Raw genomic sequence first — 21,008 nt, forward strand, 5'->3', positions numbered from 1 at the left:
ACAGTGGAACTGCGCCCGCAGCCTGGCGGTTCGGTCCTCGTGTGCCAACACTGCGTCCATAGTGGCCGACCGGTCAGCGGCTCCTCGGCCCGGGCCGAACTCATGGCCCACTTGGCCAAACATGCCCGCGGAACTCCGCTCCCGGTCCACCTGCGGACGTGTCAGTGCCAGGAGCGGGGTTGCTGCTGGCACCGCCGCCACCGGGGATGCCACGGCCCCATCCGACTCCTACTCGCGCGCGAGCGTGGTGGACGCCTGTGGCGTCTGACTGACGCATGTGCGGCATGCGCCGCCGCCACTCCGGAAGCCGCCGTTGTCCCTGACACGATCCTGGCCGCAACGACACTGCCTACCGGTCGTACGAACGTTCGACGCAGACCACGCCGCCCCAAAGAGCCTGACAGCCAGTCCCGCGTACGAGAGATATTCAGCTACCTGGCCGCGACCCTACCGGCGAACACGGGAGCTGCTGCCCGACTGATCGCGTTGCAGTGCGCACTGCGCATGAATGATTCGGCTGAGGTGCGTTTGCCCTACGGGCTGCTGCGCAGCCTCCGCTTAGGAGCGGCATCGGATTCATGGTTGGAGCTCGCTCAGGCACGGTGGCTACGCGCACTCCCTCACACTCCACCGACCGACCGTCGCATGATGGTGGTGCAACTACTCGACAGGGGTTTGCTCTCCCAGCACCCGGCGCGCCCCGACCGGCTGCGCGCCGCCGACTGGGCACTGCGCCTCACATGCTCCATCCGCGCCGATTTCACACCTTCACCGCGTCTCGTAACCCTGTGCCTTGCGGCTCACTCTGCTCCGGGCAGCACGCATGGGACAGCCGAAGTAGAGCAACTGGCCCGAGAATGTGGGCTTTCTGTCATCACATTCATTTCCGCAATGGAATCATTAGCAATGAAGGAAGTCGTAAGTTCATGGGACACAGGGAGAAACCTCGAAGATCTGCACTGGGCGCTGGCAGCACCCTTTCAAGGTGCAGGTTTAGAGCCATGCCAGAATGATTAGACTCCAAAGTCAGGGAGACATCGTCATTTCGTCACTTCGGCAAGTTCTCCAACAGATGGGACAAAAGCTCCTTAGCCCTGCCTTCAACGGAATCGAAGTTTCGCTCCGAAGAACACACGAATTCCAGTTCAGAAATGGCACGGACTGCCAGGCCTGTTTCAATCAACCACTCTGCACGCTGCAATCGAGCTGACATCTTCTGCTCCGTCACAATGTCAGGGGCACCCAGGATCGAATCAATGTCCTGGTAGGCGCCATCCAGGTCTCCTAAATTCCACAACGTACGCGCTCGTCGAATGTGCGCGATGAAGCGTCGATTGTACGTCGTCTCTGCAAGTGCAAGTACCGCTGTGCGGTCCCGGATGGCAGAACTGGTGTCGCCGTAACTGTCAAATATGTCGGCCCGGTTGTTGAGTGCGCAAGCGCGTCGCTCGTCCGTCGCAGTGGAGCTTTCGACCACTGTGGAGAAATCGTTCTGCGCCGCGTGCTGATCCCCCAAATACATCCACGTGACGCCGCGGTTGTTCAGAATGTCTGAACGTACCGGCCAGTCCGTAGCGCAGATGGCAAGTGCGTCCGCGTATAGGCGGTTGGCACGGCGCGCGTCTCCCTCATGGAGGACGAGTGTCGCGCGCCGGAAGTGAGCAACGACGGTGAGCTCGTCCATCGTCTCGTTGGTGGTGTTCTGCCGCACGGAGGCGAGTCGGGAGAAGACCCAGTCCAGCACGGGGTGATCATTTCGCTGGAGGAGCGGGATGACGTCCACTGCCATGCGCGCGCAAGCCTCCGACGCCGACCAGTCACTTACATCGAGGAGGTCGACGAGGCAGTCGTGTTCTCTATGATCCCCTGCAGCTCGTTCCACGAACGCCCGGTATGCCCCCTGGTTCGTCTGCCACGCCATCTTGAGTAGTGCCATGACTGCAATGCGTCCGGCCCCAATAGCCGTCAGTTGGTCGAGAACATACAACTCACCCAGGATGTCGGGGCGGACGCCATCGAGGAGGTCGTCGAGGGGGACCAGGTGGAAGTCGCTGTAGACGTCAGGCAACAACCCCGCAGGGGGCGTGAGCATGCGCACCAACTGGGCGTAGTCGTCAGCCGAAAGACCCCCCAGCGCTGTTGCGATGGTTCGGACGTTGCGCATCAAACGGATTTGCGGGGAACCTGCCGCCTGCACGGCCTGACCGTCCATGCGCGCCACCAGACGCCGCAGCGCCCCGTCTCGGTCAGCGCTGATGCCGTTGCCGTCGAGCCAGTCCAGCACGGCGACAAGAACGAACAGCGGACGGCCCTCGGGGTCCATCTTCGCTGCGTGATCGGCAATGTCCTCAACGTTCGTAGACGTCAACTCGACCCCGGCCCGTTTCGCGACGGCTTCGATCAGCCTGCGGCTTTCAGATCGCGAAAGGCCTTCCAACTCGCGCGGAAGCCCATAAGAACATGCCTGGATCTGGAAGGACTCCTCCATGCGATGAACTCGTTGCAGGGAGTCCCACCATGGACCCTGCGCCCTACGCTCCAAGATCAACACGCGTACGGGAGCGCACAGGTTCCGTTGACTCAAGTGGAGGAGCGCGTCCGCTAGCCACTCTCCGCGCTGCGCCGCGTAGTCAACGACGATGAGGGTCGGCCTGGTGGGCTGGAGGCCCCCCAAGGCGGTTTGATTTCCCTCACGTAGCAATCCAGCGTGCCATTCCCCAGTGACCGTGCGGCAGAGTTCTAGAGCCAGCCGACTCTTGCCGCTGCCGGCAGAGCCTGTCCAGATCCACCATGCGAAATCCGCATCCGCCCTCAGGAAAGATTTCAGCTCTTCGATTTCACCTTCACGCCCGATCCGCCCGACAGCAGTACTGGCGAAAGTGAGCAGAGAATCGAATGAATCAAGCTGCGGGAGGGCGAGCACGAGAGCGTCACTGACATCGTCGCTGTTTTGAAGCATTTTCAATGCGCGCTGCTCAGCCTCACCCTTCCATTGGCGAAGGGTTTCCTCGGAATAGCGCGCAACGTCACTATCGATGAGCTTGCCACAGTTCTGGCATAGCCAGATTCCGTTGCTCTGAGCGGAGCGTTCGGCTGGAGTGAGAGCAGCATCGTATCGGGGCCCGCCCGGACTGGCTGCAGTGATATGAGCGGCCACACCAAGATTGACAGCTCCGCTCTCCTGGAGCTTGGGGCCTGATGTCACAGCCCGACAATCAGGATTGCTGCATCTGAAGGCCACCCTTGCAGCGAGCAAATCCTTGACTGGTTTGGTGAAGTCATCCCGCCTCTTCTTGACAGGCTCTGCACCTACGTGAACCACCCCCGCTGGAAGATATACCATCCCCTCTGTCCCGGATGGCAAGGGAAGCAGCAAAGCAAGATACCAGGCAAGGCGACTCCAGTCAGGAGTCAGCTGATGAGGCCGAGATTGATCAAGCGGAAGCCCATCGCCGAAGCACTGACCTCAAAGAGTGCGGCCAGCGCGACAGCGCAGCCGTCCGGGTCTTGTCGGACTACTGCGGGAAGTTGCTGCAATTCCGATCGGACGAGATCGGCAGGCATCAGCAGACCGGCAGCGAAGGCGTTCGCTTCGATCTCCTCGCGGTCGGTGGCCATGCTGGAGGTCTTGTCCCGGAGGTTCACCCGGACAGGTCGATCCAGCACGACTTCGCGCCCTGGATGCAAAAGCAGGTGCCCGAACTCATGACCGATCGTGAACCGCTGGCGACGAGAGGAGTGCGCGTCATTGACACCAACTACTGGAGACTGACCGTCCTGGCGTACGAGCATCCCTGAGACGTCCCCGTCCCGGAATGCACTCCGGGAGATCACGACACCCAGGTGAGCAGCCAGTCTCTCCACATTCACCGGAGCCGCGGTCTCACCCGCCTCCGCGAGGAGGCGACTGGCAGCTTGCTCTGCCCGCTTAGCCACGCCCTGCCTCCTTCTGCGCCTTGGCCAGTACGCTCTGCGCCCAACCACGCGCATCTTCCGGCAACTCGTCCAAGACGTCCGAGCGTCCACCGGGGGCCGGCAGGAGCGACTCAGGTTCCACCCGGAGCACGTCAGCGAACTCGAAGAGCATGTGCAACGCGACCCTCTGACGCCCCTTCTCAATGTTGCTGATCGATGTGCGATTCAGCCCTACGGCACTCCCCAACTCCTGCTGATTCATCCCTAGAGCAGCACGTGCCTTCCGGACTCGATCCCCGAACGCCTCATAGAACCCGTTCATCTGTTCGCATCCTCTCGCACTCACAGCCCGATTTCCAGTCTCACAAACACTGTTGCTTAAAGTGGAGTCGCTATGGTTTGCTAGATTGGAATCTGAGGGGCCTGAGTGCAGAGAGGTACCAATGGTCCGAAAAGAATCCCTTGCGCAACTCCTCGACGCAGGACGCCGCAAGATCCAGGTGACCGACGAGGAACTCGCCGAGGCCAAGCGACGCCGCCAGCTTCTGGCGGTATCCATGCGCCGGGCTTTCCCCGGCTCCACCACCTACTTCAACGGAAGCGTCGCGCACGGCGACGCCAACACTCCCCTGACCGACGTCGACCTCGGCGCCGTCCTCACAAAGAAGGACGCCGAGCCGTACGGCCCCGGCAAGAAGAGCGCTCTGCCCCTGATGGAGATCGCCCGCGATGCCATCCACAAGGACCTGGACGGCGAGTTCCCGAACCTCACCATCGAGGTCGCCGGCCGCCGCCGCGCCGTTCTCGTACGCTTCGGCGACCCGGTTACTGCAGAACAGTCCGACTTCACGGCGGACGTCATGACCGCGCTCCCGCACCCCTCGGGACGCGGGCTGTACATCCCCAACACCAAGATCGCGGCTCAGTGGGACCGCGCCGACCCGATCACCCACACGCAGATGGTGCTCCAGGCCATCGAGGACACTGAGATCGTCTTCGCACGCACCGTCCGGCTGCTGAAGCACTGGAATGGCACCCACAGCAAGCCGATGTGCTCCTGGAACATCAAGGCCCTCTGCCTCGATTGCCTCGACGAGCCCATGCCGCTGATCAACGCGCTGCAGACCTTCTTCGCCTACGCAGCGGACGAGATCGACAAGGGCCCGACGCCCGACCCGGCCAAGGTGGCCGGCCCAATCCCGCTCAACATGCCGCGAAGCGAGGTGCACAAGCGACTCTGCACCGCGCGGAAGTACATCAATCTGGCGATCGAACACGAGAAGGCCGGACGCCCGCTCAGCGCGCAGTACGCCCTGCACCAGGTCCTCCCGGAACTTGTACCGGACGTGAACGCAACGGAGGAAGAAGCACACCGCCTGGTGACGACCGTTCGCTCGGGCGGGACATCCCTCACCGGACTCGGGCTCGCCACCAAGCTGCCCGCTTCGACCCCGACCCGGGCGTGGGGAGGCTGACGCCATGCCGGTCTGGTACGGGGTCCGGCCGGCCTGGTGGGCCCCGCTCGAACGGGATGCCCGGCGGCACTTCGGTGACGCCCTCCGCCACAGGTACCGCCGCGGCTCACTGACGTACGACCTCACCGGGCTCGACGTCACTGGTGAATCCGACGCCATCGATGTCCGGATCCGCTTCTACGCAGATCCGCCCTACCCCACCTACGGCCAGAAGCCAGAGGACTTCCCGCGCGTCCACGCCAAGCCCGGAGCCTCATCGAAGCACCGGCACCTACCTGACGACGCCCTCTGCCTCTGGTACCCGCTGGACCCGGCAGAACGACGCTGGACGAGTTCCAGAGGGCTTCTGGACCTCATCGAGATTGTCCGCACACACTTGTTCCTCGAACACTACTGGCGACTCACCGGCGGTGAGTCCAGCGGTCAGTGGCTGATTGAGGACGCTCCTCACGGCATGCCGGAGAGTGGTGCGTGGCGATCATCGCGGCGGCACAAGCGACGAACCGCGGCTGGACCTGGGCTGAGACAGCCGCACTGATCGTCCCATTCGTCGCCCTCTTCGGCGCCTTCCTCACGTACGCCCTCAACCAGAGGGCTGTGCGAAAGGAGCGCCGGGCGAGGACGTTCGCCGAAGCGCTGACGGTGGTCGAGGAGTACCTGGAGATGCCGTACCGCATACGGCGCCGTCCTGAGTCCTCCTCCGCCGTACGACAACAGCTCACCGACGAGGTCAGTGGTCTCCTCGCTCGCATGGCTTTCCACCAGGCATGGCTCCAGATCGAGGCATCGGCCGTCGCGGCCCCCTACGCAACCCTTGTTGCAACGGCACGAGCCGAGGCAGGTGCGCAGATGAGTCTCGCCTGGCAACAGCCGCTGCTCGCCACTGACAGTGGAATGAACCTGGGCACTCCATATCCACGGGATCGATCAACCGCCGCCCGCGCCATCTGTATCGACATGATGCGCCGTCAGCTCTGATCGCAGAGGGCGATCACGGCGCCGATCGTTATGCCGAGGCTGCTGTCACTCGATAAGTGCTGGTCAGGCCCACTCTCATTTACAACTCCACAAGCCCAAGCTACTTCGATGCCTGTGAAAGTGATAGTGCGCAGGTCGGCACCCTTGTCAACTCTCATTTCTGGCGGCGGCTCTCAGGGGCCGCGACCCGGTCCGGGTGGGGAACGGCCCAGCGCGGACTGGGGGGCTAACCCCCGTGCCAAGCCCGTCCCGGCTCCCTACCGTGGAGCCCATGACCGGTATGGAAGCCCGCGACGCCGAACTCAAGAAGGAACTCGACGCCACCCTGCACATCCGCAAGGAGCTGGGCGAGGAGTACGAGTCCGCGCTGGTCGACTCGTTCCTGGAGAAGGTCGGGCAGCGCCTGGACGGCGCGGTCGACCGCCAGGTGCGGCGCCAGCTCGCGGAACAGCAGATGGTGGCGGCCCGCGACGCGCGCTCCCCGAAGGGGTCCTCGGACTCCTGGGGCGAACGCTTCGGATTCGGGATCGTCTCCCTCGTCCTCGCGGTCCCCCTGTCCGCGATCGGCGGCGGGGTCGCCGACCTGCCCGGCCTCCTGGTCGCCTGGGCGGGCATCGTGGGGGTCAACGTGGTCCAGGCCGCGCGCTTCTCGCCGAACCTCTTCGGCCGGAAGCGCGGACGCGACACGTCGGGCTCCGACTCGGACTGGTGAGACCTCGGCGGTGACGCCGTACCCGTAGGGGATACCCGAGGGCCCGGTACCGCCGGGTACCGGGCCCTCGGGGGAAGCTTGCGCGGGGACCGCCGCACCCCCGTTGCCGGGGGGCGGGACGACGGCGGTCCCCGCGAGGGACACGGGCCGGGTCAGGGCCGGGCTCCGCATCCTGGCGTCCATGGAGGTCCGGGAGCCGCTCCGGAGGTCCGTGACGCCGTTCTGGCGTCGGCCTGGGCGGGGAGCCGCTCCCGCCCTCGCCGACATCCACCAATGTGCCGGACGCGTGTTAAGCGGGTGCTGCGTGGACGTGACGTGCTCGTACCACTTCCACGAAGTTCAGCCGCGGCCGCCCACTTCCACGAAGTTCAGCCGCGGCCGCGCGCCCGTCCCCGGCGCGCGCGGTCCGCCGGACGCCGTCCTACTGCCGTCCGCCCTTGGCCAGGAAGGACAGCAGGTCCTGGCGGCTGACGACACCGGTCGGCTTGCCCTCGACCAGGACGATCGCCGCGTCGGCGCCGCCGAGCACGCTCATCAGGTCGCCCACCGGCTCGCCGGAGCCGACCTGCGGCAGCGGCGGGGACATGTGCTTCTCCAGCGGGTCGCCGAGCGAGGCGCGCTGCGTGAACAGCGCGTCCAGCAGCTCCCGCTCGACCACGGAGCCCACCACCTCGGCGGCCATCACGTCCGGGTGGCCGGCGCCCGGCTTCACGATGGGCATCTGCGAGACGCCGTACTCGCGCAGGACCTCGATGGCCTGGCCGACGGTCTCGTCGGGGTGCATGTGGACGAGGGACGGGATGGCCCCGTGCACCTTGTCGCTCAGCACGTCGGCGACGCGGGCGCTGGGGCCCTCGTCCTCCAGGAAGCCGTAGTCGGCCATCCACTCGTCGTTGAAGATCTTGCTGAGGTAGCCGCGGCCGCTGTCGGGCAGCAGCACGACCACCACGTCGTCCGGGCCGAGCCGCTCGGCCACCCGCAGCGCGGCCACGACGGCCATCCCGCAGGAGCCGCCGACGAGCAGGCCCTCCTCCTTGGCCAGGCGCCGGGTCATCTGGAAGGAGTCCTTGTCGGAGACCGCGACGATCTCGTCCGCGACGGTGCGGTCGTACGCGGTCGGCCAGAAGTCCTCACCGACGCCCTCGACGAGGTACGGGCGCCCGGAGCCGCCGGAGTAGACGGACCCCTCGGGGTCGGCGCCCACGACCCGGACCCGGCCCTCGCTGGCGTCCTTCAGGTAGCGCCCGGTCCCGGAGATGGTGCCGCCGGTGCCGACGCCCGTGACGAAGTGGGTGATCCGCCCCTCCGTCTGCTCCCACAGTTCAGGGCCGGTGGAGTGATAGTGCGAGGCGGGATTGTCGGGGTTGGAGTACTGGTCGGGCTTCCAGGCGCCGGGCGTCTCGCGCACCAGCCGGTCGGAGACGTTGTAGTACGAGTCGGGGTGCTCGGGGTCGACCGCCGTGGGGCAGACGACGACCTCGGCACCGTACGCGCGCAGCACGTTGATCTTGTCGGTGCTCACCTTGTCGGGGCACACGAAGATGCACTTGTAGCCCTTCGTCTGGGCCACGATGGCGAGGCCCACACCCGTGTTGCCGCTGGTCGGCTCGACGATCGTGCCGCCCGGCTGCAACGCGCCGCTCTTCTCGGCCGCCTCGATCATGCGCAGGGCGATGCGGTCCTTCACGGAGCCGCCGGGGTTGAAGTACTCGACCTTCGCGAGGACGGTCGCCTGGATGCCGGCGGTCACGCTGTTGAGCCTCACCAGCGGGGTGTTGCCGACGAGACTGATCATCGAGTCGTGGAATTGCACCGTTGTCTCCGGAGCTGCAAAAGGAATGGTCGGGGTGGTTCCGTCACCCTAAGCCCCCTACTGGGCGTGCACACCGCGTCGAGATTGGCCGACCGTCTGTACGGGGCATGGAAGTGGTGTACGGCTACAAGGAGGTGGCGGCTTCGGATGTCGAGCTTGTCGAGGGCGAGGGTGGCACGGCGGATCGCGGCCGGCGCGGCGTACGGCGGCGGCGGGATCGGGCTGCTGGGCGCGGCGACGGTCGGGCTGGTCCTGGCCGAGGTGCAGTTGGCGAAGCGGCAGGTGAGCCACGGGCACAGTCCCCACCCGCCGAGCGCGGACGGCCTGTACGGGTACGCGTACGCCGGTCCTGAGGAACCGTTGCGCCTGACGATGCTCGGTGACTCGACGGCGGCGGGGCAGGGCGTGCACCGGGCCCGCCAGACACCGGGCGCGCTGCTCGCGTCCGGGCTCGCGGCGGTGGCGGAGCGGCCGGTGCGGCTGCGGAACGTGGCGCTGCCCGGTGCCCAGTCGGACGACCTGGACCGCCAGGTCGTGCTCGCCCTGAACGACCCGGACGGGGCGCCCGAGGTCTGCGTGATCATGATCGGCGCGAACGACGTGACGCACCGGATGCCGCCGACGCGGTCGGTGCGCCACCTGTCGGCGGCGGTGCGCAGGCTGCGTACCGCCGGGGCCGAGGTGGTCGTCGGCACCTGTCCCGACCTCGGCACCATCGAGCCGGTGCAGCAGCCCCTGCGGTGGATCGCCAAGCGGGCCTCGCGGCAGCTGGCGGCGGCGCAGACGATCGGCACGGTCGAGCAGGGCGGGCGGACGGTGTCGCTCGGCGACCTGCTGGGACCCGAGTTCGCGGCGAACCCGCGGGAGCTGTTCGGACCGGACAGCTACCACCCCTCGGCGGAGGGGTACGCGACCGCGGCGATGGCCGTGCTGCCGACGGTGTGCGCGGCGCTGGGGCTGTGGCCGGCGGAGGAGGAGCGGCCGGACGTCTCCCGGCGGGAGGGGTTCCTGCCGGTGGCCCGGGCGGCCGCGGAGGCGGCGTCGGAGCCGGGTACGGAGGTGGCGGCCGCGATGCCCACCGGGCCGAGGGGGCCTTGGGCCCTCCTCAAGCGGCGCCGGCGCCGGCGCGTCCCGGCGTCGGACCCGGCCCCGACATCCGCCTGACCGTCACCGCTTCGGGGGCTCCGCCCCCGGGCCCCCGTTGCGCAGTTCCCCGCGCCCCTAGGTACCCAGGGGCGCGGGGAACTGCGCGATCAGCCCCCACCGGACCCGCAGCCGACCAAGAACCCGCGGAGCAAAAAGCAAGCGCTTGGAAAGGGCGGTCCGCGTCACACGCCCATACGGGTAACTTCCCCCACAGGTCCGCCCACACCCCCGCAACGCCCATGGAGCCGCAGATGCCCGAAGCAGTGATCGTCTCGACCGCCCGCTCCCCCATCGGCCGCGCGTTCAAGGGCTCCCTCAAGGACCTGCGGCCCGACGACCTCACCGCCACGATCATCCAGGCGGCCCTCGACAAGGTCCCGGAGCTGGACCCGAAGGACATCGAGGACCTGATGCTCGGCTGCGGCCTGCCCGGCGGCGAGCAGGGCAACAACCTCGGCCGCATCGTCGCCGTGCAGATGGGGATGGACCACCTCCCCGGCTGCACGATCACCCGCTACTGCTCCTCCTCGCTCCAGACGACCCGCATGGCCCTGCACGCCATCAAGGCCGGCGAGGGCGACGTCTTCATCTCGGCGGGCGTGGAGCTGGTCTCCCGGTTCACCAAGGGCAACAGCGACAGCCTCCCGGACACGCATAACCCGTTCTTCGCGGAGGCCGAGGCCCGCACCGCGGAGGTCGCCGCCAGCGAGGGCGCCTCCTGGCACGACCCGCGCGAGGACGGCCTCGTCCCGGACGCGTACATCGCGATGGGCCAGACCGCGGAGAACCTCGCCCGGATCAAGGGCGTCACCCGCCAGGACATGGACGAGTTCGGCGTCCGCTCGCAGAACCTCGCCGAGGGGGCCATCAAGAACGGCTTCTGGGAGCGCGAGATCACCCCGGTGACCACCCCGGACGGCACGGTCGTCAGCAAGGACGACGGCCCGCGCGCCGGCGTCACGCTGGACGGCGTGGCGGGTCTCAAGCCCGTCTTCCGCCCCGACGGCATGGTCACGGCCGGCAACTGCTGCCCGCTGAACGACGGCGCCGCCGCCCTGGTGATCATGTCCGACACGAAGGCCCGCGAGCTCGGCCTGACCCCGCTGGCCCGGATCGTGTCGACCGGCGTCACCGGCCTCTCCCCCGAGATCATGGGCCTGGGCCCGGTCGAGGCGTCGAAGCAGGCCCTCTCCCGCGCCGGTCTGACCGTCGGCGACATCGACCTCTTCGAGATCAACGAGGCGTTCGCGGCCCAGGTGATCCCCTCCTACCGCGACCTGGAGATCCCGCTGGAGAAGCTGAACGTGAACGGCGGCGCGATCGCCGTCGGCCACCCCTTCGGCATGACCGGCGCCCGCATCACCGGCACTCTGATCAACTCCCTCCAGTTCCACGACAAGCAGTTCGGCCTGGAGACGATGTGCGTGGGCGGCGGCCAGGGCATGGCGATGGTCATCGAGCGCCTGAGCTAGCCCCGAAGCACGCTCGCAGTGACCGCAGTTGAACTCAGCGTGAACGAAGCGGCCCGGAGTCCCGTCCCGAACGGGGCTCCGGGTCGTTCTGCGACCGAATCTCCCCCAGAATGTGACCTAAGTCCTTTCGACAAGGGATCCGCGCAGGTCAGGACCACCGAACAGATGGACGTCAGGGCTAAAGTCCTGTCCCTTTCGTGACGTTACGCACTGACACTCGGTTAGTCCGCCCTTCAAGCTGATGTAGGAAGTCGGGGGTCGACTTTGAACCGGGAGTACGTCAGTGAGCACCACGTTCCTCGCTCTGCTGCTCGCCACAGCCACCACCACGGCCGTGGGCGTCGCCGTTCTGCGCACCCTGCTGGCGCTGCGCCGCCAGGTGGCCGCCCTGCACACCGAGCTGACCGAGAGCCGCGCCGCCGCGCACGGCCTCGTACCGGCGGCCCGCGCCGCCGCCGACACCGACGAGATACGCGTGGCCGTCGCCGAGGCCCTCGCCGAGGAGCGGGAGCGCGAGCTGGCCGAGGCCCGCGCGTTCTGGGCCGCCCAGGAGGCACGCGACGCCGGGGACGCGCCGACCCTGCTCGGCCTGCCCGACAGCGAGCTGTTCCTGCCGCGCCAGTCGGACTTCGCCGGCCTGGAGCACCTGGAGCCGGTGACCGAGCCGCCCGCCGACGCCGACGAGTTCGCCGGGGACTCCCCCGAACTGGCCGCGGCCCGCCGGCGCCACCCCTCGCACCCGGACTTCGTCCCGGTCCAGTCCCCCGTGGTCGACGACCACGAACGCACGGTCGCCTGCCTGGAGGAACTGGCCGGCTCGCGCACGGAGTTGACGGACGTGCGGCCCGGTCCGCTCGGCACCCTGGACGTCTACGTCTTCGCCGACGGCACCACCCTGTGCATGACCCCGGGCCACCGCGAGACCGCGGAACGCCTGGCCGAGTCCCTGCGCGCCGGCCACCCGCCCGTCCTGCTCGGCGGCTCGGGCGTCTCGGGCGCGTACGCCCTGACCTTCTCCTGCGGCCAGGAGAGCGTCTACGTGCTGGCGGACCGGGTCATCGCCTCGCTGTAGGCCTGCTGCGGGCCCGCCCCGCGTCCGTCCGCACGCGGCCGGACGCCCGGATCAGACGCCCGCCCTCTTCTGCGCCTCCTCCACGAGCACCAGGGCCTCCGCCAGTTCCGCCTCGGTCCTCAGGACGAGTGCCAGGTCGTGGACGGCCACCGTGATCTGGTCCGCCGACGCGAACATGCCCGCGTCCGGCATCTCCCGGGGCACCCCCTCGGGGTCCTCGATCCGCTGGGCACGCAGTGCCAACTCCCTGGCCAGGGCCAACGCCTCGGCCGCCGCACCTCGTTGCAGCCGGCTCTGCGGCGCGGCCCGCAGCCGGTCGGCGAAGTGGTCGACGGCACGGGTCAGCGGTGTCGTATCAAGCACGTCGCGAGACTACGCGTAGCAACCGGGCTGTTGCCAACGACCGAACGCTCAGGCACGGTGGCGTGAAGGACCGGCTTACATCCCCTTTGCGTCCGGAGGCGCCGATGTCCCAAGTCTTCTCCGCGGAGACCCATCGCAACCTGCTCGCCCGCATCCCCCACTGCACCGGCCGTGAGATCTCCGACTGGCTGCGCACCGTCGACGAAGGCCCCGCTCTCCACCGCTTCGAGGAGAAGGTCAGCTGGCTCCGCGCCGAGCACGACCTCGCGTACGGCCACGCCAAGGCGATCATCCACGAGTACGACCTGAGGAGGGCGGCGCGCAACCTGCGCTGAGCGCTCCTCCGCTCCGGCACCGAAGAAGGACGAAGGGCCCCGCGAACCGTGGTTCGCGGGGCCCTTCGCACCGGACGGTCGCCGGGCCCGCGGGGGCCCGGCGCGGTGCTGCTAGTCGTTGCCGCTGAAGATGGCGACCAGCCGCAGCATTTCGAGGTAGATCCAGACGAGGCTCATGGTCAGGCCGAACGCGGCCAGCCAGGACTCGTCACGCGGCGCGCCGTAGGCGATGCCGTCCTCGATCTGCTTGAAGTCCAGCGTCAGGAAGAAGGCACCCAGGACGATCGCCAGGATGCCGACGATCGCGCCCAGCGGGCCCATGCTGCGCAGACCGCCGTCGTCGGCGACGCCGAAGACGACCAGCAGCAGGTTGACCGCCATGACCAGCACGAAGGCGATCGCGATGGCCATACCGATGCGCGCGTACCGGGCGGTGACGCGGATCCAGCCCGCCCGGTAGACGAGCAGGGTGGCGCCGGAGACGGCCAGCGTGCCGAGCACCGCCTGGAAGGGCGCGCCGGACCACCGGCTGTTGAACATCTCGCTGATCACGCCGAGGAAGACGCCCTCGAAGGCGGCGTACGCCAGGATCAGCGCGGGCGAGGCCTTGCGCTTGAAGGCCTGGACCAGTGCGAAGACCATGGCGATGAGCGCCGCGCCGATGGCCAGGCCGTAGCTGCTCGACGAGACCGGCAGCAGGGCCCAGGCGAGAACGGCACCGACGGTGACGGTCCCGAGGGTCATGGCGGTCCGCGTGACGACGTCGTCCATCGTCATGCGGCCGGCGGCGGACGGGGCCTGCGGCGGTGCGCCGTGCTGCAGGTCCTGCTGGGCGTACGGATTCTGAGCGTAAGGATTCTGCGCGTACGGGTTACCGCCCTGCGGGGCGCCCTGTGCGTAAGGGTTTCCCTGCGTCCCGACAGCGGGGCCCCCGGCCTGCGGCGCCGCGTTGAACCCCGCGTAGCCGTTGTCGCGGCTGAATCCCCGTCGCGAGAAGACCGGGTTGCTGCTCCTCATTTCACTCCTCCATGGCCACCCTGCGTGGCCTTGGCTCAAGAGTAATGGGTAGGCAAAAGAATGCATCTAGTGCCTGGGGAGGATCTTTCCCCTCTTGTGACCGGGAACACCGGTTCTCACCCCGGCATTCCCCGCACCCGTAGAACGCCGGTACGTACCGGTCCGGTTCCCCCGGCGGTGTCCTTTCACTCCAGGACGGGGCCCGCGTCACTCCAGGAGGAAGCCCGTGTAGGCCTCGGCGAGGTCCTGCTCGGCGGCGCGCGAGGAGGCGAGCCGTTCGAGCCGGGCCAGCTGGATCCGGTCCTCGAAGGGCGTCGCGCCGGGTGCGCGGTGCAGCATGGCCGTCATCTCGTACGAGAACCGCTCGGCCTGCCAGACCCGGCGCAGGCAGGTCGGCGAGTAGGCGTCGAGCAGGTCGTCGGAGCCGGTGGCGGCCTGGTGGGCCAGCGCCCGCGCGAAGGTCACCACGTCGCCGACCGCGAGGTTCAGCCCCTTGGCGCCCGTGGGCGGCACGATGTGGGCGGCGTCCCCGGCCAGGAAAAGCCGCCCGTACCGCATCGGCTCGTGCACGTGGCTGCGCATGGGCGTGACGGACTTGGCGGTGATCGGCCCCCGCTCCAGCCGCCAGTCGTCGGCCGTCTCGAACCGGCGCTCCAGCTCGTCCCAGATCTCCCCGTCGCTCCACGCCGCGGCGTCCGTCTCCGCCGGCACCTGGAGGTAGAGCCGCGAGACGACGGGCGAGCGCATGGACAGCAGGGCGAAACCGCGCTCGTGCCGGGCGTAGACGAGCTCGTCGTGCGAGGGGGGCACGTCGGCGAGGATCCCCAGCCACCCGAACGGGTACGTCCGCTCGTAGACCCGGGTGAGCTCCTCGGGGATCGCGCGGCGGGCCACGCCGTAGGAGCCGTCGCACCCGACGACGTACGCGCACTCCAGCACCTCCTCGCGCCCTTCGCGGCGGAACCGGACCCGGGGACTGTCGGTGTCTGCGCCCTCCACGGCCAGCGCCTCCGCCCCGAAGAGCAGCGGTCCGCCCTCCTTGAGCTGGAGCGCGATGAGGTCCTTGCACACCTCGGTCTGGGCGTAGACCATGACGGACCGGCCGCCGGTGAGGGCGGGGAAGTCGACCCGGTGGCGCCGGCGCGCGAACCTCAGCTCGATGCCGTCGTGGCGCAGCCCCTCCCGGTCCATGCGCTCACCGGCACCGGCCGCGCGCAGGACGTCCACGGTCCCCTGCTCCAGGATCCCGGCGCGCTGGCGCTGCTCCACGTACGCGCGGTCGCGGCTCTCCAGGACGACGGAGTCGATCCCCGCGTTGTGCAGCAGCCTCGCCAGCAGCAGGCCGGCCGGCCCGGCTCCGATGATCCCGACGGTGGTACGCATCGACACGCCCTCTGTTCGCCCAGTGAAGTTTTATTCACCATTTCGTTCACGTGAGTCTCCGGCGCACGGAACGCGCTGTCAACGGTCACGCGGTCAAGTATTCAATGAGGGGTGCACCCTTCACCGGCATACGCAGGGATACACAGGGGTACGCCGGGAAGACGTGAAGTGTCGGAGGTGCCCGGAACCGGACTTGAACCGGTACGCCCCGTCAGGGGCAGCGAGGTTTAAGCTCGCCGTGTCTGCATTCCACCATCCGGGCAGGCCATGGACTCCGCTTCGAGTGCTCCGAGCCTATCGGGACCGCTCCCCCGAACTTCGGTGGGGCGGCCCGATGTTGTCTTATTTTATTGGAGTCTGAGGGTGCATCAGCCCACGGTATGCGCCATCAGCACATGCCAAATGCCTTTCGGGGGGCGCCGGACGGCGCCCGGGGAATGACGTGATTTCACCGGCCGAACGGGCAGAACCTGACGAACCGTCGCGGATTCCGCCTCCTGACGCCTTCCGGGCCGCCCTCCGGGCCGTCTTCCGGGCCGCCTGCCGGGCCGCCCGCCGGGTCCCGTCCTCAGGGGCCGGGGTCATCCCCAGGTATGACGCGCGGCGGCGCGGTCCGACCGGAGTCTGCCCCCGGAACCGGAACAGCGGCTGACTACACGGCGCGGTGCGGCGCCGACGATGGAAGCAGTCGTCCACTCGTCGCCGTCACCCCAAGGAGCACCCTCCCGTGACCACCACTCCCCTCGCCGAACGGACCACCGCGGTGGCCGCCCGTGCCACGGAACTGTCCAAGGTCTACGGCCAGGGGGAGACCCAGGTGGTCGCCCTGGACCGGGTCTCCGTCGACTTCCGGCAGGCCGAGTTCACCGCGATCATGGGTCCCTCCGGGTCCGGCAAGTCCACGCTGATGCACTGTGTCGCGGGGCTGGACAGCTTCTCCTCCGGCTCGGTCCGCATCGGCGAGACCGAGCTCGGCTCCCTCAAGGACAAGCAGCTCACCAAGTTGCGCCGGGACAAGATCGGCTTCATCTTCCAGGCGTTCAACCTGCTGCCGACGCTGACGGCCCTGGAGAACATCACCCTTCCGATGGACATCGCGGGCCGCAAGCCGGACAAGCAGTGGCTGGACACGGTGATCGCGATGGTGGGGCTCGCCGACCGGCTCTCGCACCGGCCCTCGCAGCTGTCTGGGGGTCAGCAGCAGCGGGTCGCCGTGGCCCGGGCGCTGGCGTCCCGCCCGGACATCATCTTCGGCGACGAGCCCACCGGGAACCTGGACTCGCGGTCGGGGGCGGAGGTGCTGGGGTTCCTGCGGAACTCCGTGCGGGAGCTGGGGCAGACCGTGGTCATGGTGACCCATGACCCGGTCGCGGCGGCGTACGCGGACCGGGTGGTCTTCCTCGCGGACGGGCGGGTGGTGGACGAGGTGCATGCGCCTACGGCGGATGCGGTGCTGGACCGCATGAAGCGGTTCGACTCCAAGGGCCGCACGAGTTAGTGGGGCGCGCCCCTTCTCTGCCCTCCCTGGGCTGAGCCCGACGCCTGACCTGCGGGCCGGTGGGGGCCGTTCGCGCAGTTCCCCGCGCCCCTAAAGGGGCGAAAGCCGGGGCGCAGCCCCGCTTTCGAGGGGCGCGGGGAACTGCGCGAGCAACCCCCACCGGGCCCGCACCCGACGCAGCACGCCGGCCCCCGGCTCCTCAGGGGCGCGGGGAATCCCCACCTACCTGGACTGAGAAGACAATGTTCCGTACCGCCCTGCGCAACGTGCTCGCGCACAAGGCCAGGCTGTTGATGACCGTGCTCGCCGTGATGCTGGGCGTGGCGTTCGTCTCCGGCACCCTGGTGTTCACCAACACCATCTCGGACGCCTACCAGAAGAGTTCGGCGAAGGGCTTCGACCAGGTCGACGTCGCCGTACAGCCGGAGTACGCCGAGGACAAGGGCGACAAGCTCGGCAAGGACCCGGAGCTGACCCGCCCGCTGCTGGACAAGGCCGCGGCGGCCCCGGGCGCCGACAGCGCCATCGGCGTCGTCACCGGCTTCACCGCGATCGCCGACAAGGACGGCAAGCTGATCGGCGGCGGCTTCCAGTCGCAGGGCGGCAACTACTGGGGCGAGAAGGACCCCCGCTACCCGATCCGCACCGGCAAGGCCCCGTCCGGCAAGGACGAGGTCGCCCTCGACGTCAAAACGGCCGAGCGCGCCGGCTACGAGGTCGGCGACAAGATCCGCATCTCGGTCGACGGCCCGGTCCTCACCCCCACCGTCACCGCGATCTTCACCACCGACGACGGCAACGTCGCCGCCGGCGGCAGCCTCGCCCTCTTCGACACGGCCACCGCGCAGCGGCTCTTCCACAAGAGCGGCACGTACGACGAGATCGACGTGAAGGCCGCCCCGGGCACCAGCCAGAGCGCGCTGCAGGCGAACCTCGACAAGGTCCTGCCGAAGGACGTCGCGTCCACGACCACCGGTCAGGAGCTCGCCGACGACCAGGCCGTCCAGATCGAGGCGTCGATGAGCGGCCTCAAGACCGGCCTGCTGGTCTTCGCCGGCATCGCCCTGTTCGTCGGCACGTTCATCATCGCCAACACCTTCACCATGCTGGTCGCCCAGCGCACCAAGGAACTGGCGCTGCTGCGCGCGGTCGGCGCCTCCCGCAAGCAGGTCACCCGCTCGGTGCTCCTGGAGGCCTTCCTGGTCGGCGCGGTCGCCGCCGTCACCGGCCTGCTCGCCGGCATCGGCATCGGCGCGGGCCTGCGCGCCCTCATGGGCACCCTGGACGCCGCCGTGCCCGACGGCCCCCTGGTGATCACCCCCGGCACGGTCGTCACCTCGTTCGCCGTCGGCATCCTGATCACCATGCTCGCCGCCTGGCTGCCGGGCCGCCGCGCCGCGAAGATCCCGCCGGTCGCCGCGATGAGCAGCGTGCACGCCGCCGCGACCACCAAGTCGCTGGTGCTGCGCAACACCCTCGGCGCCCTGTTCGCCGCGGCGGGCACCGCCGTCGTCCTCTACGCCACCACCATGAACGGCAGCGACGGCCAGGCCCCGATGGGCTTCGGCGCGGTCCTGCTGATCATCGGCGTCTTCATCCTCACCCCGCTCCTGTCCCGCCCGCTGATCGCGGGCGCCGCCCCGGCCCTGCGGATCTTCGGCGTCTCGGGCAAGCTCGCCCGGCAGAACTCCGTGCGCAACCCGCGCCGCACCGCCGCCACCGCCTCCGCGCTGATGATCGGCCTGACCCTCATCACCGGCATGACGGTGATGGCGGGCAGCCTGCAGAAGTCCATCGACAAGATGGCCACGTCCGCGCTGGAGGCCGACTACGTGGTCTCCATGGCGAACTTCAACTCCCTGTCGCCCGACGTCGAGAAGAAGCTCGCCGAGGCCGACGGCGTCACCGCCACCAGCCCGATGCGCAACGCGCCCGCGCGCATCGAGGGCGAGACCGAGTACCTGACCGGTGTGAACGGCTCCACCATCGGCGGCCTGACCGACCTGAAGGTCGACAGCGGTTCGTTCGAGGTGGGCGACGCCCGGGTCGTCGTGGACGACGGGACGGCGAAGGACCACGGCTGGAAGGCCGGTTCGACGTTCACGGTCTCGTACGAGGACGACAGGAAGGAGAAGCTGACGGTCGCCGGTGTGTACGAGGGCAACGAGATGATCAGCGGCATCATGGTCGACACCGCGACCCTCGCCCCGCACGAGACGGACCCGCGCGACATGCAGGTCCTGGTGAAGACCGACGGCGGCCCGTCCGACGCGACCAAGGACGGCCTGGAGAAGGCGCTCGGTCAGAACCCCGCCGTCAAGGTCCAGGACAAGCAGGACGTCTCCAACGACATCGCGCAGATGTTCACGCTGATGCTGAACATGCTGTACGGCCTGCTGGCGATGGCCGTCATCGTGGCCGTGCTCGGGGTCATCAACACCCTGGCCATGTCCGTCTTCGAGCGGTCGCAGGAGATCGGGATGCTCCGCGCGATCGGCCTCGACCGCAAGGGCATCAAGCGGATGGTCCGCCTGGAGTCCCTGGTCATCTCGCTGTTCGGCGGTGTGCTCGGGGTCGGTCTGGGCGTGTTCTTCGGCTGGGCGGCCGGTGAGCTGCTGGCCGGGAAGATGCCGACGTACGAACTGGTGCTGCCCTGGGACCGGATGGCCGTCTTCCTGCTGCTGGCGGCCGTGGTGGGCGTCCTGGCCGCGCTGTGGCCGGCCCGGCGGGCGGCCCGTCTGAACATGCTCTCGGCGATCAAGTCCGAGTAGCGGCGCCGCCGTTCCGCAGCGAGGGACTCCGTCCCGCAGCGAGGGGCCCCGTTCCGCCGGGAACGGGGCCCCTCCTCGTGCGTCCGGTCCGCTCAGTTCCAGGTACGGGTCCGCAGCGGCAGGCCCGACGCGCCGGACTGCGGCGTCCGTACCGCCAGCACCTGGTTGACGCCGATCTGGTTGCGCTCGAAGGCGAGCGCCGAGGCGGCCATGTAGAGGCGCCAGACACGGGCCCGGCCGGGACCGGCGAGGCGGACGGCCTCCGGCCAGCGCGCCTCCAGGTCGGCCACCCAGCGGCGCAGGGTCAGCGCGTAGTGCTCGCGGATCGACTCGACGTCGCGCACCTCGAACCCGGCGCGCTCCAGCTGGGTCACGGTCTCGCCGATCGGCGCGAGCTCCCCGTCCGGGAAGACGTACGCGTCGATGAACCCGTCGAGCTCGTACGCCGACTCGTCCTGCCAGGGACGGCGCCCGATCTGGTGGTTCAGCAGCCGTCCGCCGGGCTTCAGCAGGCCGAACAGGTCCCTGGCGTACTCCAGGTAGCGCTCGCTGCCGACGTGTTCGGCCATGCCGATGGAGGAGATCGCGTCGTACGGGCCGTCGGCGACGTCGCGGTAGTCCTGGACGCGGATCTCGACCCGGTCGGTGAGCCCTTCCTGGGCGACGCGCTTGCGGGCGTACGCGGCCTGCTCCTGCGACAGCGTCACGCCGACGACGCGCACGCCGTACTCGCGGGCGGCGTGGACGGCCATCGAGCCCCAGCCGCAGCCGACGTCGAGCAGCCGCATGCCGGGCTTCAGGTCCAGCTTGCGGGCGACCAGGGAGAGCTTGTCGCGCTGGGCGTCCTCCAGGGTGCCGTCCGGGGTCTCCCAATAGGCGCACGAGTAGACCATGGAGGGGCCGAGGACGAGCTCGTAGAAGTCGTTGCCGACGTCGTAGTGGTGGCTGATCGCCCGGCGGTCGCTGCGCTTGGTGTGCAGGCGGGAGAGCCGGGAGTGTCTGCGCACCTCCTCGCGGGGCGGGGCGGGCGGCAGCGGGGGGCCCGCCAGCCGTACGAG

17 protein-coding genes and 1 tRNA gene are annotated in these 21,008 nt (G+C 68.6%); 9 read left to right on the forward strand and 9 right to left on the reverse strand.

The window, feature by feature from the left end; genetic code table 11:
• Positions 1–1,048: 1,048 nt before the first annotated feature.
• From FGF04_RS29010 to FGF04_RS42150, 3 genes are all read right to left on the reverse strand, one after another.
• Entirely contained in the window at positions 1,049–3,157 is a 2,109-nt protein-coding gene (locus tag FGF04_RS29010) for a tetratricopeptide repeat protein (RefSeq protein WP_149514260.1), read from the reverse strand.
• 254 nt (positions 3,158–3,411) lie between these two features.
• Complete coding sequence (locus FGF04_RS29015) at positions 3,412–3,936, reverse strand: ImmA/IrrE family metallo-endopeptidase (protein ID WP_235882545.1); 525 nt, start codon at positions 3,934–3,936, stop codon at positions 3,412–3,414.
• A complete protein-coding gene (locus tag FGF04_RS42150) occupies positions 3,929–4,237 on the reverse strand; it encodes a helix-turn-helix domain-containing protein (protein ID WP_188114272.1) in 309 nt (102 codons plus the stop codon). The genes FGF04_RS29015 and FGF04_RS42150 overlap by 8 nt, the downstream gene beginning before the upstream one ends.
• An 85-nt stretch (positions 4,238–4,322) precedes the next feature.
• Between FGF04_RS42150 and FGF04_RS29025 the strand changes: the two genes are divergently transcribed.
• The 3 genes from FGF04_RS29025 (at position 4,323) to FGF04_RS29040 (ending at position 7,080) form a co-directional block, all read left to right on the forward strand.
• The gene (locus FGF04_RS29025) at positions 4,323–5,390 is read left to right on the forward strand and encodes a nucleotidyltransferase (RefSeq protein ID WP_188114273.1); all 1,068 of its coding nucleotides are present in this window, start codon (positions 4,323–4,325) and stop codon (positions 5,388–5,390) included.
• Between the two features lie 471 nt (positions 5,391–5,861).
• Positions 5,862–6,368, forward strand: coding sequence for a hypothetical protein (locus FGF04_RS29035; protein WP_149514264.1), 507 nt, complete (start codon positions 5,862–5,864; stop codon positions 6,366–6,368).
• 280 nt (positions 6,369–6,648) lie between these two features.
• Complete coding sequence (locus FGF04_RS29040) at positions 6,649–7,080, forward strand: hypothetical protein (protein WP_188114288.1); 432 nt, start codon at positions 6,649–6,651, stop codon at positions 7,078–7,080.
• A gap of 421 nt (positions 7,081–7,501) precedes the next feature.
• On the opposite strand, the gene FGF04_RS29045 is transcribed toward FGF04_RS29040, so the two are convergent.
• Positions 7,502–8,893, reverse strand: a complete 1,392-nt coding sequence (locus tag FGF04_RS29045; RefSeq protein ID WP_149514266.1) for a cystathionine beta-synthase — start codon at positions 8,891–8,893, stop codon at positions 7,502–7,504.
• A 147-nt stretch (positions 8,894–9,040) separates the two neighbouring features.
• On the opposite strand from FGF04_RS29045, the gene FGF04_RS29050 reads away from it, so the two are divergent.
• From FGF04_RS29050 to FGF04_RS29060, 3 genes are all read left to right on the forward strand, one after another.
• Entirely contained in the window at positions 9,041–10,057 is a 1,017-nt protein-coding gene (locus tag FGF04_RS29050) for an SGNH/GDSL hydrolase family protein (protein WP_188114274.1), read from the forward strand.
• Between the two features lie 233 nt (positions 10,058–10,290).
• Positions 10,291–11,511 carry an acetyl-CoA C-acetyltransferase gene (locus FGF04_RS29055; protein WP_149514267.1) on the forward strand — a complete coding sequence of 407 codons (1,221 nt, stop codon included), beginning with the start codon at positions 10,291–10,293 and terminating at the stop codon, positions 11,509–11,511.
• A gap of 283 nt (positions 11,512–11,794) precedes the next feature.
• Positions 11,795–12,583, forward strand: coding sequence for a hypothetical protein (locus tag FGF04_RS29060; protein WP_149514268.1), 789 nt, complete (start codon positions 11,795–11,797; stop codon positions 12,581–12,583).
• 51 nt (positions 12,584–12,634) lie between these two features.
• Here the strand turns inward: FGF04_RS29060 and FGF04_RS29065 are convergent, their stop codons facing one another.
• Positions 12,635–12,946: a hypothetical protein gene (locus tag FGF04_RS29065; protein WP_149514269.1), complete on the reverse strand. Its 312-nt coding sequence runs from the start codon at positions 12,944–12,946 to the stop codon at positions 12,635–12,637.
• A gap of 104 nt (positions 12,947–13,050) precedes the next feature.
• Between FGF04_RS29065 and FGF04_RS29070 the strand changes: the two genes are divergently transcribed.
• Positions 13,051–13,281, forward strand: coding sequence for a DUF4287 domain-containing protein (locus FGF04_RS29070; RefSeq protein ID WP_107015651.1), 231 nt, complete (start codon positions 13,051–13,053; stop codon positions 13,279–13,281).
• Positions 13,282–13,392: 111 nt separating this feature from the next.
• Here FGF04_RS29070 and FGF04_RS29075 read toward each other — a convergent pair whose 3' ends face one another.
• The 3 genes from FGF04_RS29075 to FGF04_RS29085 all read right to left on the reverse strand — a co-directional run bounded on the left by FGF04_RS29075 (position 13,393) and on the right by FGF04_RS29085 (position 15,943).
• Positions 13,393–14,298, reverse strand: a complete 906-nt coding sequence (locus FGF04_RS29075; RefSeq protein ID WP_149514270.1) for a Bax inhibitor-1/YccA family protein — start codon at positions 14,296–14,298, stop codon at positions 13,393–13,395.
• Positions 14,299–14,505: 207 nt separating this feature from the next.
• On the reverse strand, positions 14,506–15,681 hold the full coding sequence (locus tag FGF04_RS29080; protein ID WP_149514271.1) for a 4-hydroxybenzoate 3-monooxygenase: 1,176 nt from the start codon (positions 15,679–15,681) through the stop codon (positions 14,506–14,508).
• Positions 15,682–15,859: 178 nt separating this feature from the next.
• A tRNA-Leu gene (locus FGF04_RS29085) sits at positions 15,860–15,943 on the reverse strand.
• 465 nt (positions 15,944–16,408) lie between these two features.
• Here FGF04_RS29085 and FGF04_RS29095 point away from each other — a divergent pair.
• A complete protein-coding gene (locus tag FGF04_RS29095; RefSeq protein ID WP_149514272.1) occupies positions 16,409–17,179 on the forward strand; it encodes an ABC transporter ATP-binding protein in 771 nt (256 codons plus the stop codon).
• Between the two features lie 242 nt (positions 17,180–17,421).
• Positions 17,422–19,950, forward strand: a complete 2,529-nt coding sequence (locus FGF04_RS29100) for an ABC transporter permease (protein WP_149514273.1) — start codon at positions 17,422–17,424, stop codon at positions 19,948–19,950.
• Positions 19,951–20,042: 92 nt separating this feature from the next.
• Here the strand turns inward: FGF04_RS29100 and FGF04_RS29105 are convergent.
• A partial coding sequence (locus FGF04_RS29105; RefSeq protein WP_149514434.1) for an SAM-dependent methyltransferase occupies positions 20,043–21,008 on the reverse strand: 966 nt, incomplete at its 5' end.

This window comes from Streptomyces apricus (assembly GCF_008369065.1).
GTDB lineage: Bacteria > Actinomycetota > Actinomycetes > Streptomycetales > Streptomycetaceae > Streptomyces > Streptomyces apricus.

Excerpts from the sequence above, each read along its gene's own strand:
- FGF04_RS29070 (WP_107015651.1), top strand. The coding sequence starts at position 13,051 with ATGTCCCAAGTCTTCTCCGCGGAGACCCATCGCAACCTGCTCGCCCGC.
- FGF04_RS29075 (WP_149514270.1), bottom strand. The coding sequence starts at position 14,298 with ATGAGGAGCAGCAACCCGGTCTTCTCGCGACGGGGATTCAGCCGCGAC.
- FGF04_RS29055 (WP_149514267.1), top strand. The coding sequence starts at position 10,291 with ATGCCCGAAGCAGTGATCGTCTCGACCGCCCGCTCCCCCATCGGCCGC.
- FGF04_RS29050 (WP_188114274.1), top strand. The coding sequence starts at position 9,041 with ATGTCGAGCTTGTCGAGGGCGAGGGTGGCACGGCGGATCGCGGCCGGC.
- FGF04_RS29080 (WP_149514271.1), bottom strand. The coding sequence starts at position 15,681 with ATGCGTACCACCGTCGGGATCATCGGAGCCGGGCCGGCCGGCCTGCTG.
- FGF04_RS29100 (WP_149514273.1), top strand. The coding sequence starts at position 17,422 with ATGTTCCGTACCGCCCTGCGCAACGTGCTCGCGCACAAGGCCAGGCTG.
- FGF04_RS29040 (WP_188114288.1), top strand. The coding sequence starts at position 6,649 with ATGGAAGCCCGCGACGCCGAACTCAAGAAGGAACTCGACGCCACCCTG.
- FGF04_RS42150 (WP_188114272.1), bottom strand. The coding sequence starts at position 4,237 with ATGAACGGGTTCTATGAGGCGTTCGGGGATCGAGTCCGGAAGGCACGT.